Annotated in this window: 18 protein-coding genes and 2 pseudogenes; 11 read left to right on the plus strand and 9 right to left on the minus strand. The window is 70.5% G+C overall.

What is annotated here, in order from left to right; genetic code table 11:
* Positions 1-69: 69 nt before the first annotated feature.
* Positions 70-636 (minus strand): GNAT family N-acetyltransferase, encoded by a 567-nt coding sequence (locus FHX33_RS08495; RefSeq protein ID WP_021765166.1) that lies wholly within the window; start codon positions 634-636, stop codon positions 70-72.
* A 179-nt stretch (positions 637-815) separates the two neighbouring features.
* Here FHX33_RS08495 and FHX33_RS08500 point away from each other — a divergent pair, with 179 nt between their 5' ends.
* On the plus strand, positions 816-1358 hold the full coding sequence (locus FHX33_RS08500) for a sugar O-acetyltransferase (protein ID WP_021765165.1): 543 nt from the start codon (positions 816-818) through the stop codon (positions 1356-1358).
* A gap of 140 nt (positions 1359-1498) precedes the next feature.
* A complete protein-coding gene (locus tag FHX33_RS08505) occupies positions 1499-2263 on the plus strand; it encodes a hypothetical protein (protein WP_155829075.1) in 765 nt (254 codons plus the stop codon).
* A 69-nt stretch (positions 2264-2332) separates the two neighbouring features.
* Here the strand turns inward: FHX33_RS08505 and FHX33_RS08510 are convergent, their stop codons facing one another.
* Positions 2333-2776: a hypothetical protein gene (locus tag FHX33_RS08510; protein ID WP_183428348.1), complete on the minus strand. Its 444-nt coding sequence runs from the start codon at positions 2774-2776 to the stop codon at positions 2333-2335.
* 121 nt (positions 2777-2897) lie between these two features.
* Here FHX33_RS08510 and FHX33_RS08515 point away from each other — a divergent pair, with 121 nt between their 5' ends.
* Positions 2898-3245 carry a YciI family protein gene (locus FHX33_RS08515; protein ID WP_021764242.1) on the plus strand — a complete coding sequence of 116 codons (348 nt, stop codon included), beginning with the start codon at positions 2898-2900 and terminating at the stop codon, positions 3243-3245.
* 130 nt (positions 3246-3375) lie between these two features.
* Here FHX33_RS08515 and FHX33_RS08520 read toward each other — a convergent pair whose 3' ends face one another.
* Entirely contained in the window at positions 3376-3963 is a 588-nt protein-coding gene (locus tag FHX33_RS08520) for an LON peptidase substrate-binding domain-containing protein (protein WP_183428442.1), read from the minus strand.
* 50 nt (positions 3964-4013) lie between these two features.
* Here FHX33_RS08520 and FHX33_RS08525 point away from each other — a divergent pair, with 50 nt between their 5' ends.
* On the plus strand, positions 4014-4511 hold the full coding sequence (locus tag FHX33_RS08525; protein WP_039923143.1) for a DUF427 domain-containing protein: 498 nt from the start codon (positions 4014-4016) through the stop codon (positions 4509-4511).
* A gap of 46 nt (positions 4512-4557) precedes the next feature.
* Here the strand turns inward: FHX33_RS08525 and FHX33_RS08530 are convergent, their stop codons facing one another.
* The 3 genes from FHX33_RS08530 to FHX33_RS08540 all read right to left on the minus strand — a co-directional run bounded on the left by FHX33_RS08530 (position 4558) and on the right by FHX33_RS08540 (position 7068).
* On the minus strand, positions 4558-4944 hold the full coding sequence (locus tag FHX33_RS08530; protein ID WP_021764239.1) for a hypothetical protein: 387 nt from the start codon (positions 4942-4944) through the stop codon (positions 4558-4560).
* Positions 4945-5113: 169 nt separating this feature from the next.
* Complete coding sequence (gene ychF / locus FHX33_RS08535; RefSeq protein ID WP_021764238.1) at positions 5114-6187, minus strand: redox-regulated ATPase YchF; 1074 nt, start codon at positions 6185-6187, stop codon at positions 5114-5116.
* A 32-nt stretch (positions 6188-6219) separates the two neighbouring features.
* On the minus strand, positions 6220-7068 hold the full coding sequence (locus FHX33_RS08540) for a class I SAM-dependent methyltransferase (protein ID WP_246396888.1): 849 nt from the start codon (positions 7066-7068) through the stop codon (positions 6220-6222).
* Between the two features lie 6 nt (positions 7069-7074).
* Between FHX33_RS08540 and FHX33_RS08545 the strand changes: the two genes are divergently transcribed.
* Positions 7075-7656, plus strand: coding sequence for an exonuclease domain-containing protein (locus FHX33_RS08545; RefSeq protein ID WP_021764862.1), 582 nt, complete (start codon positions 7075-7077; stop codon positions 7654-7656).
* Between the two features lie 103 nt (positions 7657-7759).
* Positions 7760-9190: a DNA recombination protein RmuC gene (locus FHX33_RS08550; RefSeq protein ID WP_183428349.1), complete on the plus strand. Its 1431-nt coding sequence runs from the start codon at positions 7760-7762 to the stop codon at positions 9188-9190.
* A 92-nt stretch (positions 9191-9282) separates the two neighbouring features.
* On the opposite strand, the gene glpX is transcribed toward FHX33_RS08550, so the two are convergent.
* Entirely contained in the window at positions 9283-10284 is a 1002-nt protein-coding gene (glpX, locus tag FHX33_RS08555; protein WP_021765779.1) for a class II fructose-bisphosphatase, read from the minus strand.
* Positions 10285-10487: 203 nt separating this feature from the next.
* On the opposite strand from glpX, the gene fbaA reads away from it, so the two are divergent.
* Positions 10488-11516, plus strand: coding sequence for a class II fructose-bisphosphate aldolase (fbaA, locus tag FHX33_RS08560; RefSeq protein ID WP_021765778.1), 1029 nt, complete (start codon positions 10488-10490; stop codon positions 11514-11516).
* Positions 11517-11580: 64 nt separating this feature from the next.
* Positions 11581-12237 carry a DUF6264 family protein gene (locus tag FHX33_RS08565; RefSeq protein ID WP_021765777.1) on the plus strand — a complete coding sequence of 219 codons (657 nt, stop codon included), beginning with the start codon at positions 11581-11583 and terminating at the stop codon, positions 12235-12237.
* A gap of 25 nt (positions 12238-12262) precedes the next feature.
* Here FHX33_RS08565 and FHX33_RS08570 read toward each other — a convergent pair whose 3' ends face one another.
* Positions 12263-13132 carry an SDR family oxidoreductase gene (locus tag FHX33_RS08570; RefSeq protein ID WP_183428350.1) on the minus strand — a complete coding sequence of 290 codons (870 nt, stop codon included), beginning with the start codon at positions 13130-13132 and terminating at the stop codon, positions 12263-12265.
* Between the two features lie 94 nt (positions 13133-13226).
* Between FHX33_RS08570 and FHX33_RS21545 the strand changes: the two are divergent.
* The 3 genes and pseudogenes from FHX33_RS21545 to FHX33_RS08580 form a co-directional block, all read left to right on the plus strand.
* Positions 13227-13610 (plus strand): annotated as a pseudogene (locus FHX33_RS21545) (winged helix-turn-helix transcriptional regulator); the annotation flags it as partial.
* Positions 13611-13697: 87 nt separating this feature from the next.
* A pseudogene (locus FHX33_RS21550) lies at positions 13698-14459 on the plus strand (PP2C family protein-serine/threonine phosphatase); the annotation flags it as partial.
* Entirely contained in the window at positions 14456-15574 is a 1119-nt protein-coding gene (locus FHX33_RS08580) for an acyltransferase (RefSeq protein WP_021757609.1), read from the plus strand. The pseudogene FHX33_RS21550 and the gene FHX33_RS08580, both read left to right, overlap by 4 nt.
* Before the next feature lie 9 nt (positions 15575-15583).
* Here the strand turns inward: FHX33_RS08580 and FHX33_RS08585 are convergent, their stop codons facing one another.
* Positions 15584-16624 carry a 4-hydroxy-3-methylbut-2-enyl diphosphate reductase gene (locus FHX33_RS08585; protein WP_051336892.1) on the minus strand — a complete coding sequence of 347 codons (1041 nt, stop codon included), beginning with the start codon at positions 16622-16624 and terminating at the stop codon, positions 15584-15586.
* Positions 16625-16647 lie beyond the last annotated feature (23 nt).

Below are 16647 nucleotides of genomic sequence, written 5' to 3' on the forward strand. Positions count from 1 at the left end.
GGCCTCGTCCGGCACCGACTTCCGCCAGCCCTCCCGGGTCGGCGGTGGTCGTGTTTAACCGAGCGGACGTCAGCGCAACGTCCGCCGCATCACCCAGCGGTCCGCTCCCCCGGAGTGCGCGTTCGTCTCGGCGTACCGCTCGAAGCCGTGCTTCTCGAACAGCGCCACCGTTCCGACGTAGCCGCTGATCACATCCACTTTCTCGCCGCCCGTGTCGACCGGGTAGCCCTCGACGATCGTCGCGCCCGACGCCCGCGCGTGCTCCACCGCCCCGTCGAGCAGCTGGTGCATCACGCCGCGCTTGCGGAACCCGCCCCGCACCACGAAGCACACGATCGACCACGGGTCGAGTTCCTCGTCCAGATGCGGGATGGTGCGGGAGTTCAGCAGCCGCCGGTACGTCGACTTCGGCGCCACCGAGCACCAGCCCGCGACCTCGCCGTCGAGGTATGCCAGCACCCCCGGCCCCGGCTCGGTCTCGCACTCCGCGTGCATGTACTCGATGCGGGCGGGCATGTCGAGCCGCGCATCCCGGTACGACATGCACACGCATCCCCCGCCCCCGGGTTTGCGCGGCACCATGAACGTCGCGAAATCATCCCAGCGACCCGTCGCCGGCAGCACTTCGATGGACATGCCGGAAGCGTAGCGGGAGGCGGCGACATCGGTGGCGCCGAATGGCGACTGCTGCGCCCCGGGACGATTGCCCGCGCGCGCCGCGCCGCAATCGTCCCGAGCGACCGCACTCGGAGCAGCAGTGGCGACCCACGGCGCCCCTGGTCCGGCAGCGGGGACATCGGTGGCAGCATGGGCGCATGCCCGGCGACCTCCTCATGCGCATCCACAGTCCCGAGTTCCAGGCGATGTCGGAGCGGGTCCTGGAGGCGACCGCACTGACCTCGCGGCTCAACGTCCTCCCGTTCGACGACGACGCGGGCAAGGCCGAGCTGTTCGAGCGGATCCTCGGCCGCCCGGTGCCGGCGAAGACCACCATCTACCCGCCGTTCTTCACCGACCACGGGCTGAACCTGGAGCTCGCCGAGCGCGTCTTCATCAACCAGAACTGCACCTTCCTCGACTACGCCGGCATCCGTCTCGCCGAGCGCGTCATGATCGCCCCGAAGGTCACCTTCATCACCGTCGGCCATCCCGTCGACACCGACGACCGCCGCGTCTGGCTCACGGGCGGCCCCATCGTCGTCGAGGAGAACGTCTGGATCGGGGCCGGCGCCACCATCCTCCCCGGCGTCACGATCGGCCGCGACTCCGTGATCGCCGCCGGGACCGTCGTCGCGGAGGACGTGCCGGAGGCGAGCCTGGTCGCCGGCCCGAAGGGCGCGATCAAGCGGCGGTGGTGAGGCGCGCTGCGCGGCGCCCCGCGTGCCGCACCGCAAACGTCCCGACGCGCCGCAGACGCCCGCGCGGCGGCGACGCGTGCGGGCAGCGGGATGCGGCAGGATGTCCTCATCCGTATCACCGTGTGGAGGGGACCACGATCATGCGCATCTCACGCTGGACGACCACCATCGCAATCGCAGCGATCTCGACCGCGGCGCTGAGCGGTTGCACCGCTGCCCGCAGCGCGTCGACGTCCACGCCGACTCCGGTGTCCACCGCCGATTGGCCCACCGCCCAGCTCTATCACGAGGGCCCCGCGACAGCGGACCTGGTGCTTCCGACGGGAGCGAAGTCGCTGCACGTCGACTTCTCGTGCCTCGGCGGCCTCTACACCATCTCCCCCGCGACCGGCGTCGACTCCCGTTCCGGGGCGTGTGGCGGCGCACAGTCGTTCGACTTCGATGTGACCGCCGTCGCGCCGGGGACGCACCTGCGGATCGACGTGTGGGTTCCCGCCGATTCGCGCCTCACCGCCGACCTCCGTTTCAGCCCGCGGCCGTTCGCACCGGACCGCACCACCACGACCCAGTGCGCCACGCTGTCGTCGATCACGGAGGCGTACACCAATGCCGATGCAGGTCACGATGCCGGCGACGTGACCGACGCGCAGTGGAGCGAGCAGACCGCGAAAGCGAAGACCGACCTGTCCGCTCTCGCCGCCACCGCGCAGGCGCACCCGGAGAAGGCGGGCCTGCTCGGCCCCTCCATCCCGCAGCTCGCCGAGTGGCTCACCGGGGACGGCGACCATCCCGGCGGCTTCACCCACGCTCCCCTCGGCGATTTCACCGCCGCCGACGCGCTCGTCGGTCAGATCTGCTCCGCGAACGGCACCCCGATCGTCGTCCACGCGAAGTACGGCGGGTAGCCGGCCGGGCGGTGACCGTTCCGGCGGCGGCGATCCCCCGCTACGGGATGGGCCGGTAACCTCCTCGCGTCACCGATCGGAGATCGACGCGTACTCGAGGTGGGGCGACGCCGGCTCGCCGGAGAATTCGCAGATCCAGATGGCGAGCGGCTTGCCGTCCTGCAGCACGGCCGAGGGCGCGACGACCTGCACGCGGCCACGGTCCTGAGCGTCGCGGACGCCGTCGGGCGTGAGGGGCTGGATGGTCGTGATCCCGGGATGGGTCTCCTCCATCCATTGGTTCTGCGCGACGACCCCCTCCTGGCATTGATTCCAGAGACTCTGCGCATCGAACCCGAGGACCGTGTAGTCGGCCACGGGTGTCGACGTCGCCGTTTCGGACGGCGCGGGATCCGGCGACGACGATCGGACCGGGCTCGACGTCGGCTCCCCGGCCGAGGTGTCCATCGGCGCACAACCGGCCAGAAATGCCGTCAGTCCGATGACGACGGCAATGACCACTGGTTTCTTCATAACATCCCCCATGCCATCAGCGTAGCGTCGAGGGCACGTCCGTTCGAGCGGCCCACCCGTCCGCGGGTGGCGGAGCCGCCCTGCCACGGGTAACGTCACCGTCGTCGAAGGGACACCCACCATGCCTCAGTACGCCGTCCTCATCTACACGGGCGATTCCGCACACCGCCTGGACGCGACCGAGGAGGATCTGGAGGAGCCGAATTCCCACGGCGATGCCCTGGCCGACTCCGGCGCCCTTCGTACCGCCTACGCTTTCACCCCGCGCGACCTCGCCCGCTCCGTGCGCGAGAGCGGCGTGACCGAGGGGCCGTTCGTCGACGCGCCCGTCGCGGTGGCGGGTGTCTACGTCATCGAAGCGCCGGACCTGGATGCCGCCCTCGCGATCGCCCGCACCAACCCGGCGATCCGCGGGGATGCGGGTGTGGAGGTGCGGCTGGTGCACAGCGGCGGGGTCGTCGGGCAGTAAGTGACGGGAACGGAGGAGTTCTGTGGCGACGCGCCGCGCAGGAACAGGTAACGGAGGAGATCAGAGCTGAAACCGGCCGGGATCTCCTCCGCCAGGCACGACCAGAGGTGGCGTCCGATGGTCCGCGGCCTCACTCAGCGGACCAGAGCTCCTCAGCCTCCAAGGTCAGGTCGATCACCTGACGCAGGAGGCCTCCCATCGATGTCGACCGCAGCAGGGTGTACCTGTCGTACTCGCCCAGCGGGGCGATCGCTGCCAGTTGCCACGCTGCTTCGACGGGATCGTCCGACAGCTCGACATCGGCCTCCGCGCGCGGCTCCGCGACGCGGGCGATCGAGCGGCGGACAACCGCTTCGGCTTCGGTCCGCAGTGGTGCGAGCGCCTCGGACCACTCGAGGTCCGGCAGCATGGAGAGCTCGGCCCGGGGATACGGGTCCTCGTCGGCCCAACGCTCGACCGTGAACCGCCGGGTCCCCACGCCGACGATGAGCAGGTCGTCGGCGCCCGCGGCGGCGCTCACGAGTCGCGCCATCGTCCCGACCGAGGCGCGCTGGTCGCCGCCCCCGGCTTCGGACCCGCGCTCGATGAGGACGACGCCGAACTCGAAATCCGGTTCGACCTCGTCGAGCAATCGGCCGACCAACGTGAGATACCGCGGCTCGAACACCCGCAGCGGGATGGGCACGCTGGGGAACAGCACGGAGCCGAGCGGGAACATCGGGGAGGCGGCCATACTCCAGTGAATCACCACCGGCGTAGGGTGAACAGGTGCCCCGACCGCGCCCCGAGACCCCAGGACCGGGACAGGAGTCCGTGTGGGACTACCCGAGGCCGCCGCGCATCGAGCGCGTCCCCGCAACCGTCACGATCCGCCTGGGCGGGCAGCTCATCGTCGACACCCGAGATGTCGTCCGGGTGCTCGAGACCAGCCACCCACCGGTTTACTACCTCCCGATCGCGGACTTCGCAGCCGACGCGCTGGCTGACGCCGACGGTTCGTCGTTCTGCGAGTTCAAAGGCGCCGCGCGCTATCTCGACGTGCGCGGCGGAGGCGAGGCGCGGTCCGCATGCGCGTGGAACTACCCGCATCCGTCGCCCGGGTACGAGCTGCTCCGAGACCGCGTCGCCGTCTACGCACAGCAGATGGACGAGTGCACGGTCGACGGCGAGGTCGTCACGCCGCAGCCCGGAGACTTCTACGGCGGCTGGATCACGAGCGCCGTCGTCGGGCCCTTCAAGGGGGCGCCGGGGTCGCTGGGGTGGTGAATGCCGGGATGCCTACGCAGTGAACCGGAACTCACAACGTCACGGTTCATGCGAGGTACTCGAACGACTCTTCCCCCGGACGCCAGACCATCCAGTCACTCCCGCTTCCGGGTGAATGAAGCATGGCTATTTCGGGTCCGACGAGCTCGTCTGCGTTGGGCATGAGCGAGAAAGTCCGATCGGCGAGACTGATCGCGATTCCGCGGCTCGAGGTCACGCCCGACACTCGCTGACCGATTGCAGCGCATAGAGAGTCCCGATAGCCGGCATCCCCGAATTGGATCTGAGCGGCCTCGGTCTGGACCTGAGGCCACACGTAGCACTGGAGCGAAAGTGATTCCCGATCGTTCTCGAAGATCAGCTGCAGGTAGTCGCGCACAAACCACACCTGTGCGAGATCGGCGCCGACGAGTTCGTCGAGATACTCGGTCATGGACACACCCCCTCAACGAAAGCTACAGCTGACCTATCGAGTTTTACCGTCGGCAACGGAGGAGATCACCGGCGACGCGCCGGGTAGAAACAGGTAACGGAGGGGATCCGACCGGGTACCGGCCGGGATCTCCTCCGTCAGCGACGAGCGGGCGCGAGGCCCGGACCGCCTACACGTTGAATCGAAACTCCACCACATCCCCGTCCTGCATGACGTAGTCCTTGCCCTCCATGCGGGCCTTGCCGCGGGAGCGGGCCTCGGCGACGGAGCCGGCCTCGACGAGGTCGTCGAACGAGATGACCTCGGCCTTGATGAAGCCCTTCTCGAAGTCGGTGTGGATGACGCCGGCGGCCTGCGGGGCCTTGGCGCCCTTCGGGATGGTCCAGGCGCGCGACTCCTTGGGGCCGGCGGTGAGGTAGGTCTGCAGGCCGAGGGTGTCGAAGCCGATGCGGGCGAGCTGGTCGAGGCCGCTCTCGGTCTGGCCGGTGGAGGCGAGCAGCTCGGCGGCGTCGGCGGCGTCCAGGTCGATGAGCTCGGACTCGAGCTTGGCGTCGAGGAAGACGGCCTGGGCCGGGGCGACCAGCGCGGCGAGCGCGGCACGGCGGGAGTCGTCGGTGAGCACGTCCTCGTCCACGTTGAAGACGTAGATGAAGGGCTTCGCGGTCAGCAGGCCGAGCTCCTTGATGGGCTCGAGGTCGATGCTGGAGGTCGACAGCGGCTTGCCCTCGTTGAGGTACGCGGCGGCCTCGCGGGCGGTCTCGAGCACGATCGGCTCCAGCTTGCGGCCCTTGACCTCCTTCTCGTACCGCGCCTCCGCCTTCTCCAGGGTCTGGAGGTCGGCGAGGATGAGCTCGGTGTTGATGGTCTCCATGTCGCCGGCGGCGTCGACCTTGCCGGCGACGTGCACGACATCCGGGTCGCTGAAGCCGCGGACGACCTGCGCGATGGCGTCGGCCTCGCGGATGTTGGCGAGGAACTTGTTGCCGAGACCCTCACCCTCGCTCGCGCCCTTCACGATGCCGGCGATGTCGAGGAACGACACGGGCGCCGGGAGGATACGCTCGCTCCCGAAGACCTCGGCCAGCTTGTCGAGCCGCGGGTCGGGAAGGTTCACCACGCCGACGTTCGGCTCGATGGTCGCGAACGGGTAGTTCGCGGCGAGCGCGTCGTTCTTGGTCAGCGCGTTGAACAGGGTGGACTTGCCCACGTTGGGGAGTCCGACGATACCGATAGTGAGAGCCACGGTCGTCCATTCTACGGGGCGGTGGCCGCCGTTCAGCCCGCGAGGGCCGCCCGGTAGGCCCGGGTCACATACGGCAGCTCGATCGTCGCCGCGCCGGCGAGCTCGGGATGCTCGGCGTGCAGCCGCCGCACGGAGGCGATGACGGCCGCCTGCGCGTCCGGGTCCTTGGTGATGAAGTAGCTGCGCGACCGCACGAGGTCGAGCAGCCCGTCGAGGTCGAGCCGCTGGGTCCACGGCACGTCGCGCCGCTCCAGCTCGCCGAAGGGAGGCCCGACGACGGGCTCCTCCTCGTCGCCGGAGTACGCATCCCCCGCGCCGATCAGCTCGCCCAGGCGGCGCACCCAGTCGACGCGCTCGTCGCGGTCGTTCCACAGCAGGCCGAGCCGGCCCCCGGGCCGCAGCACGCGCGCCACCTCGGGCACGGCCCGCTCGGTGTCGACCCAGTGCCACGCCTGCGCGGCGACCACCAGGTCTTGGGAAGCGTCGGCCACCGGGAGGCTCTCCCCCGTGCCGAGACGCGCCTCCACACCGGGCAGCCGCTCGCCGAGCACGCGCAGCATCTCGGGCGACGGGTCGACGGCGGTCACGGTCAGGCCGGCCTCGACGAGCGAGGCCGTGAGCTTGCCCGTGCCCGCGCCGAGATCGAGCACGTCCCCCGCGACGCCCTCGGCGATCCAGGCGACGGCCTCGGCCGGGTACCCGGGACGGGAGGCGTCGTACACCTCCGCGGCACGGTCGAAGGAGGCGGCGAGGAGGTCTCGGTCGTGACGCTGGCGCATGCTGCGATCGTACGCGCGGGAGGTCGGGGCGAGATCGGGCGTCGCCGATGCGGCGGCGCGCCCGCCCCGTGCGCGGGCGGTGTCGGCGGGCCGTGCGAGCATGACGACGTGACACTGGACTTCACCGCCATCGACTTCGAGACCGCGAATTCCTCCGCGGCATCCGCCTGCTCCGTCGGGCTGGTGAAGGTCAGGGACGGCAGGGTCGTCGACCGCGTCGGCTGGCTCATCCAGCCGCCGTTCGGGCACGACCACTTCCAGGAGTGGAACGTCCGCATCCACGGCATCCAGCCCGAAGACGTCATCGGGGCTGCGGGATGGGTGGACCAGCTCGCCGACCTCGTCGAGTTCGCGGAGGACGACCACCTCGTCGCCCACAACGCCGGCTTCGACATGGGCGTCATCCGGGCCGCGTGCGCCGCGACCGCCGTCGCCTGCCCCGAGTACCGCTACCTGTGCAGCCTGCAGGTCGCCCGCCACACCTACTCCCTCGACTCGTACCGCCTGCCGGTCGCGGCGATGGCCGCCGGCTTCGAGGACTTCGCCCACCACGACGCCCTCGCCGACGCCGAGGCGTGCGCCGCCATCGTCATCCACGCGGCGAAGCGGCACGAGGCCGCCACGATCGACGACCTCTCCGCCCTCACCGGTGCCCGGGTCGGCCGGATCGGGATGGTCGCCGCGGCCTGATCCCGCCGCGCCGCACCGCGACTCCTCCGGCAGCCACCGACCGTTAGCCGCACCCGCCGCGCGGGAGCGCCCCAGTGTCGGACCCCCCTGTCACACTGGCGGCATGGACATCCTCGCCCTGCTCCTCGGTCTCCTCCTGGGCCTCGTCGTCGGCGCCGTCGGTGCCGGCTTCGCCGTCGCGAAGCTGCTGCGCGACCGCGCGGCGAACTCCGCCCCGGCCGCCCCCGCCGTCGACCCGGCGGTGATCGAGGCGCAGCACACCACGGCCCTCGCGGAGCTGCGCGCGGCCGAGCAGGCCGTCCAGGCGGAGATCCGCGCCGACCTGGCGGGCGCGCAGTCGCGCGTCGACGCGCTGGAGGAGCAGCTGCGCACGGCGCAGGAGTTGCAGCGCGAGACGGTCGAGCGCCACCGCGCCGAGGCGCAGGCGCAGGTCGAGCGCGAGCGCGCCGAGAGCAAGGTCCTGCAGGCGCTCGCGCCGGTGCGCGAGAGCCTCACCGACATGCAACGCAAGGTCGTCGCGCTCGAGTCGCAGCGCAGCGAGCAGCACGGTCAGCTGACGCAGCAGCTGCGCACGGCGGCGGAGTCGGAGGAGCGGCTGCGCAGCACCGCGGAGGCCCTCGCCTCGGCGCTCCGCTCCAACAGCACCCGCGGCGTGTGGGGCGAGACCCAGCTGCGCAGCGTCGTGGAGGCCGCCGGCCTGCTGGAGCGTGTCGACTTCGACGTGCAGTCGAGCATCCACTCGGAGTCCGGCGCCGGCCGCCCCGACATGATCGTCCGCCTCCCCGGCGGCAAGAACATCGCGCTCGACGCGAAGGTGCCGTTCAACGCGTACCTCGAGGCGAGCCAGATCCCGGCGACGGCGACCGGTGCGGAGGGCGCGCAGCGTCAGGCGCTCATGAAGCAGCACGTGAAGGCCGTCCGCGACCACATCACGGCGCTCGGCAGCAAGGCGTACTGGACCGGCCTCGAGTCCTCCCCCGAGCTCGTCATCGCGTTCATCCCGAGCGAGTCGCTGGTCTCGTCGGCGCTGGAGGCGGACCCGTCGATCATGGAGTTCGCGTTCGGCAAGCGCGTGGCGCTCGCCTCCCCCGTCACCCTGTGGTCGGTGCTCAAGACGGTCGCGTTCAGCTGGCAGCAGGATGTGCTGACCCAGGAGGCGAAGCAGCTCTTCGACCTCAGCCGCACCCTCTACAGCCGGCTCGCCAGCACCGCGACCCACATCGAGAAGCTCGGCCGCTCGATCGAGCGCACGGTCAAGGACTACAACGGCTTCGTCGGCTCGTTCGAGCGCCAGGTCTTCCCCGCCGCCCGCAAGCTGGGCGCCCTCGACGAGTCCAAGGTCATCGGCGTGATCGAGGGCATCGAGGAGTCTCCCCGCGAGCTCACCGCCTTCGAGCTGACGACCGAGCTCGAACTCGACCTCGAGCCGCGCGACATGCACGGCATCGACAAGCTCGCGATCGACGAGCAGGAGCGCGCGCACGCGCAGGAGCAGGAGCGCGACGCGGAGGACGAGGAGTCCGGCGCCGCCTGACGCGACACTCCCCAGAAACATTCGTGCCGAATGTCGACTTTGGTACCACCAGAGTCGACATTCGGCACGAATGCGTGCGGGGAACGCCCCCCTTACAGCTGCTCCGGCTCCAGCCACTTCTCGGCGAGGTGGTCGGCGATGACGCGGCGGATGGTGCCCGACTTCGACCGCAGCACGATCGACTCGGTGCGGATGATCGGTCCCTTGCGGCGCACACCCTCGACGAGACCGCCATCGGTCACGCCGGTCGCGACGAAGAACGTGTTGTCGCCCTGCACGAGGTCGTCCGCGCCGTAGATCCGGTCCACGTCGAGGCCCGCGGCGATGCCGCCGGCCCGCTCGGCGTCGTCCTTCGGGGCGAGCTTGCCCTGCATGAACCCGCCGAGCGCCTTGACGGCAGCGGCCGTGATGACGCCCTCGGGGCTTCCACCGACGCCGACGCACATGTCGATGCGCGACTCGTACCGGGCCGCGTTGATGCCACCGGCGACGTCACCGTCGAACAACAGACGCGTGCCGGCCCCCGCGGCGCGGATCTCCTCGATCAGCTCCGCGTGCCGCGGCCGGTCCAGCACGGCCACGCGGATCTCGCCGACCGGCTTGCCCTTGGCCTTCGCCAGCTCCCGGATGTTGTCCCCGATCGACTGCGACAGGTCGACGACCCCGGCGCCCTCCGGCCCGGTGACGATCTTCGACATGTAGAAGATGCTCGACGCGTCGAGCATGGTGCCGCGGTCCGACACCGCGATCACGGAGAGCGCGTTCTGGCGCCCCGCGGCGGTCAGCGACGTTCCGTCGATCGGGTCGACCGCGATGTCGCAGGCCGGCCCGCGGCCGTTGCCGACGTGCTCGCCGTTGAACAGCATCGGGGCGTTGTCCTTCTCGCCCTCGCCGATGACGATCAGGCCGTCGAAGTTGACCGTGCCGAGGAACTTGCGCATCGCGTCCACCGCCGCACCATCGGCGAGGTTCTTCTCGCCCCGGCCGATCCACGGCGTCGCGCGGATCGCGGCCGCCTCCGTCGCTCTCACCAGTTCCATCGCCAGGTTCCGGTCAGGATGCAGGAACAGGGATGCGGTGTCGGTGCTGGTCATGATGGGTCCTCCCGGACGGAATCGAACGACATTGTCTAGGCCGCCCGTGGCGACGCTGCCAGTGTATCCACGCCGTGCGCAGACGCGGCAGGATGCGCACGAACGTTCACCTCCGATGCGCGTTCGCACGACCCCACGGCCGGGCGCGGGGCGTCGTCGGTATGATGAGACCCGTTCGACACCCTGATTCCCAAGGAGCTGCAATGCCCATCGCCACGCCGGACCAGTACGCAGAGATGCTCGACAAAGCGAAGGCCGGCGGGTTCGCCTATCCCGCGTTCAACGTGTCGTCGTCGTCGACGATCAACGCGGTGCTCCAGGGCCTCACCGAGGCCGGCAGCGACGGCATCATCCAGGTGACCACCGGCGGCGCCGACTACTTCGCCGGCCAGACCGTGAAGGCCCGCGCGACCGGCGCGCTCGCGTTCGCGAAGTTCGCGACCGAGGTCGCCAAGAACTACCCGATCACGGTCGCCCTGCACACCGACCACTGCCCGAAGAACGCGCTCGACGACTTCGTGCTGCCGCTCATCGCCGCTTCCGAGGAGGAGGTCCGTGCGGGCCGCAACCCCATCTTCCAGTCCCACATGTGGGACGGCTCGGCGGTGCCGCTGGACGAGAACCTCGAGATCGCGCAGGAGATGATCAAGCGCACGAAGGCCATCAACGCCATCCTCGAGGTCGAGATCGGCGTCGTCGGCGGCGAGGAGGACGGCGTGCGCCACGAGGGCTCCAACGAGGCCCTCTACACGACCCTCGCCGACGTGGAGAAGGCCGTCGAGGCGCTCGGCCTCGGCGAGAACGGCCGCTACATGGCCGCGCTCACCTTCGGCAACGTGCACGGCGTCTACAAGCCGGGCAACGTCAAGCTGCGCCCGGAGCTCCTCAAGGAGATCCAGGACGGCCTCGCCGCCAAGTACGGCACCGGCCCGAAGCCGCTCGACCTCGTCTTCCACGGCGGCTCGGGCTCGACCGACGAGGAGATCGCCGAGGCGGTCCGCAACGGTGTCATCAAGATGAACATCGACACCGACACGCAGTACGCCTACACCCGCGCGATCGCCGGCTACATGCTGTCGAACTACGACGGCGTGCTGAAGGTCGACGGCGAGGTCGGCAACAAGAAGCTGTACGACCCGCGCGCGTGGGGCAAGGTCGCCGAGACGGCGATGGCCGCCCGCGTCATCGAGGCCACGCAGCAGCTCGGCTCGGCCGGACACTCCGGCAAGTAATCCCCCCGGCGGCGGTCGGCTTCGGCCGGCCGCCGCTTCGCGTATCCCGAAGGAGGCGGCCTGCATGGCCGACGAAGACCCGAAGCCGGACGAGCGGCCACGGCCGCAGTACGGCGAGCTGGCCCCGCCCGGGTGGGTGTGGAAGCCGCCGGAGGACGTCGACCGGCTCGACACGGCCCGCCCCAACCCCACCGTCGACGACGAGGCGACGCAGCCGTCGGCCCCGGAATCCACGCGCGCTCCGTACCGTCAGGCCCCTCCGCCCACGACGTCTCCGTATCCCGGTGCCGCACCGGACGCTGCGCACGGTCGGCCTCCGGCGCCGCGGTGGAACCTCACCCTCACGATCCTGCTGATCGCGTTCGGCTTCTTCGGGATGTCGTACTCGGTGGCCATCCTGCAGGCCTTCCCGACCTCGATGCAGCTGCTGCACTCGAGTCAGGGACTCGGTGACTTCACGCCCGCTGCGGCCGTCGGGACGCTGATCACCGTGGGCACCGTGACGATGACCGGCCTGTGGGCCCTCTCGACCGGGCTCGCCGTCTGGCAGCTCGTCCGGCGGAGGATGGCGTTCTGGATCCCGCTCACCGCCGGGGTGGTCGCGCTGGTGGTCCTGTTCGTGTTCCTCGCCATCATCCTGTCGACCGATCCCACGCTGATCGACTTCTACAGCGGCGTGATGCCGGCGTCGCCGGTGCCCACGGCACCGGCGACGCCCTGAGCCCCCGACGATCCGGGGGCGACGGTCAGGCCGCCGCCTCCTCGCGTGCCTCGGCGAGGCCCTGCGCCAGCGGCGTCGTGGGCCGGCCGATGAGCTCGGCGAGGGTGCTCGTCGCGTCGGCGAGCTCGCCGTCGCGGATGTTGCCGTCGAGCGCCACGACGAACCCGGCCGTGCCCTCGTCCAGCCCGGCGCCGGTGAGGATGCTCGTGTGCTCGTCCGGCGTGACGGACCGGTAGACGACCTCCCGGCCGGCCAGTGCGCCGACGGCGGTGGCGAGCTCGTCGAACGTCCAGGCGACATCGCCGCTCAGCTCGTAGATCGCGCCCTCGTGGCCGTCGGTCGTGAGCACGACGGCGGCAGCCTCCGCGTAGTCCTTGCGGGAGGCGCTGGCCACGCGGCCCTCACCGGCGCTGCCGACGATCTCGCCGGTCGCGGCGGCCTGGTCGATCAGCCCGCTGTAGTTCTCGGTGTACCAGTTGTTGCGCAGGATGGTGACCGGCAGCGAGGAGGCGGCCAGCAGCTCCTCGGTCGCCTTGTGCTCCGGCGCGAGGACGAGCGCGCCGTCGGTCGCGTGCGGCGCACTGGTGTAGACGAGACGGCCGACTCCGGCGGCCTCAGCGGCCTCGATGGCGTTGCGGTGCTGCTGCACGCGCTTGCCGACCTCCGAGCCGGAGACGAGCAGCACCGCGTCCGCACCCGCGAAGGCGGCGGTCAGCGTCTCGGGCTTCTCGAAGTCGATGACGGCGGTCTCGACGCCCTGCGCGGCCAGCGGGGCGAGCCGCTCCGCGGAACGGCCGACCGCCCGGATGTCGGAGGCGGCGATGCCGCGGGCGAGGAGGGAGTCGACGGTGAGGCGGCCGAGGTGGCCGGTGGCGCCGGTGACGACGATGGTCATGGAGGGTTTCCTTTCGATCGGACATCGAGGGGAACCCATCCACACGCCCGATACTTCCCGATCGGAGGTACCCACCTTTTGGTAAGTTACTGACGTGGACACCAGTCTCGCGTCATTGAACGGGTTCGGCTTCACCGACGGCGTGCTCCCGTCGGCCTGCCCGAGCCGGATCGTGCTGAATCACGTCACGAGCACCTGGGGCGTGCTCGTGCTCGTCGCCCTCTCTCAGAGCGATCTGCGCTGGGGAGAGCTGCGACGTACCGTCCAGGGGATCAGCGAGAAGATGCTCGCGCAGACCCTCCGCACCCTCGAAGCCGACGGCTTCGTGCTGCGCACGGCGCAGCCCACCGTGCCACCGCGCGTCGACTACAGCCTCACGCCGCGCGGGCGCGACCTGACCACGCACCTGCTGCCGCTGATGGAGTGGATCGCCGGCAACGCCGACGACATCCTCTCCGGCGAACCGGCCGCCCCACCCGTGCCGCTCGGGTTCTCGACGGGGCAGGCGTCCACGCGCGGCGATTTCCGCGACGGCAACGAGGACTCGCTGTACGCCTCCGCGTGGTCCGCTTTCGTCGCCGACGGGGTCGGTGGTCATGCAGCCGGCGAGATCGCGTCGGCGACGGTCGCGATCCGGCTCGCATCGATGCTGGATGCGACGGGCGGGCGCGTCCCGACCGAGGAGCGCCTCCGCGAGCTGATCGCGATCGCGAACGCCGATCTCGCGCTCCGCGTGCGGCTCGATCCGGCGCTGGCCGGCATGGCGACGACGCTCGCAGGCCTCTTCGCCGACGGCGCCCGGATCCTGGTGGCGCACACGGGCGACTCGCGCGCCTACCGGCTGCGGTCGGGTCGGATGGAGCAGCTGACCCGCGACGACTCCCTGGTCGCCGAGCTGGTCGCCTCCGGAGCGATCGACGAGGCCGACGTGCCCATCCACCCGCTGCGCTCCATCGTGACCCACGTCCTCGGCGGCGACCCGGACGACGCCGCCGCCCTGCACGTGGTCGCCGAGCCAGCCCGGCGAGGCGACCGCTGGCTGCTCGCGAGCGACGGCCTGACCGACTACGTCGCGCGCGAGATCATCGCCGATGCCCTCGCCTCCGGCACCCCGCAGGAGGCGGCCGACGCCCTGCTGACGATCGCCCGCGCTCACGAAGCGCGCGACAACGTGTCAGTCGTCGTCGCGGACGTCGTCGAGTATCCCGAAGCCCCGGCCTACGCCCCGGTGTTCGGTGGCTCGGCGGCCGACGACCCCGCGTCCTCCCGCTCCCTGGACGGCGACAGCCCGCGCGCTCGAGACCGGCCTGGTAGATTTCCCGGGTGAACCAGCCGCCCCACGAGCTCGACGCGATCGCGACGGGAGATGACGTCGCCGCTCCCCGCACCCGCTCGGTCGGGCTCGACGTCCTGCGGACGACGGCCATTCTCGGCGTCGTGGCGATCCACGTGTTCGGCAACATCGTCGGCAACCCTGCGATCCGCGGATCCGGAACGTGGTGGGCGGCGACCGTCATCGACGTGGCCAACGTGTGGGTCGTGCCCGTGTTCGTGATGGTGAGCGGCGCGCTCGTCCTGTCGCCGCGCGCTCACGTCGACGGGCCGGCAGCGTTCTACCGCAAGCGGCTGCTCCGGCTCGGCCCCGCCTTCGTCTTCTGGCAGGTGTTCTACTTCGTCGTCGTGCGGATGCTGATGTCGCATCAGCACTTCACTCTCGTCGAGACGGCGGGGCTCGTCTTCGACGCGAAGACGTACACGCATCTCTACTTCCTCTGGCTGATCGTCGGCCTCTACGCTGTGGCGCCCGTACTGGCCGCCTTCCTCCACGGCGGCGGGCCGCGGCGTGCCGTGATCTTCGCCTCGTGCACCCTCGGGCTGACCGTCGTCGTGGTCGGTCTCTCCGGTCTCGCGACCATGCACGGCGATCCCCACCCGATCGTGCTGAACGCCCTGACCCAATGGGTGCCGTATGTCGGCTACTTCCTCGCCGGCTGGGCACTCCGGAATGTCACCCTCCGGGCCGGCTGGACGATCGCGGCCGCCCTCGCCACCGTGGCCCTGCTGGCCATGACGATCTGGCAGTACAACGGAGTCGCGGTGCCCGGCTGGCTGAACGCGGTGTCGCCCCCCGGCTACTACTCGGCGATCGTCGCCGCCGCGTCCGTCGGCGTCTTCGTCGTCGTGAACAGCCTGTGCGCGCACGTGCGCACGCGGCCGGTCCAGCGACGCGGGATGCTGACCACGCTCTCGGACGCCGCGTTCGGCGTCTACCTCGTGCACTTCTTCATCCTGGTGCTCGCCGAGCTGGTGGTCCCTGGACTCCTCCCCCGGCTTCAGACCACGCTGTGGGTCGCCATCGCGGTGTGGGCCGGCGTCTGCGTACTGTCGTTCGCGATCAGCATCGGTGCCCGGCGCGTGCCGGTCCTGCGCAGGCTGTTCTGAACGCTGCCGTCAGCGCCCGCGGCCACCGATCGCCCGGGCGTCCTGCTTGCCGGTGATGTCCTTGCGGAGCTCCTTCGGCAGCGAGAACATCAGGTCCTCCTCGGCCGTCTTGACCTCCTCGACGTCGCGGTAACCCGCACCCGAGAGGTCGTCGAGGACCTCCTGCACCAGCACCTCGGGCACGGACGCACCGCTGGTGACACCGATGCTCGCGACGCCGTCGAGCCACTCCTGCTTGATCTCGCTGGCGTAGTCGACGCGGTAGGCGGCCTTCGCGCCGTACTCGAGCGCGACCTCCACGAGGCGCACCGAGTTGGAGGAGTTGGCGGAGCCGACCACGATCACGAGCTCGGCCTGCTCGGCGACCTTCTTGATCGCGACCTGGCGGTTCTGGGTGGCGTAGCAGATGTCGTCGCTGGGCGGGTCCTGGAGGTTCGGGAAGCGCTCGCGCAGGCGGCGCACCGTCTCCATGGTCTCGTCCACCGAGAGGGTGGTCTGCGAGAGCCACACGACCTTGTCCGGGTCCTTGACGACGATGCGGTCGACGTCCTCCGGGCCGTTGACGAGGGTCACGTGCTCGGGGGCCTCGCCCGCGGTGCCCTCGACCTCCTCGTGGCCCTCGTGGCCGATGAGCAGGATCTCGAAGTCGTCGCGCGCGAATCGCACGGCCTCACGGTGCACCTTGGTGACCAGTGGGCAGGTCGCGTCGATCGCGTGCAGGCCGCGGTCGGAGGCGGCGTTGACGACCGCCGGCGAGACGCCGTGCGCCGAGAAGACGACGTGGGATCCCGTGGGCACCTCGTCGACCTCGTCGACGAAGATCGCGCCCTGCTTCTCGAGCTCGGACACGACGTGCACGTTGTGCACGATCTGCTTGCGCACGTAGACGGGCGAACCGTAGTGCTCGATCGCCTTCTCGACGGCGACCACCGCACGGTCCACGCCGGCGCAGTAGCCGCGGGGAGCCGCCAGCAGCACACGTTTGCGTCCGGCGACCGGGATATCCTGAAGCCGGCCGCGCGCACCGGGGGTCCGCGGGATCCGGGGCATCGGCAGGCTGATAGTCGCGTCGC

The sequence above is a fragment of the Leifsonia aquatica genome, from assembly GCF_014190775.1.
Classification (GTDB): Bacteria; Actinomycetota; Actinomycetes; order Actinomycetales; family Microbacteriaceae; genus Leifsonia; species Leifsonia aquatica.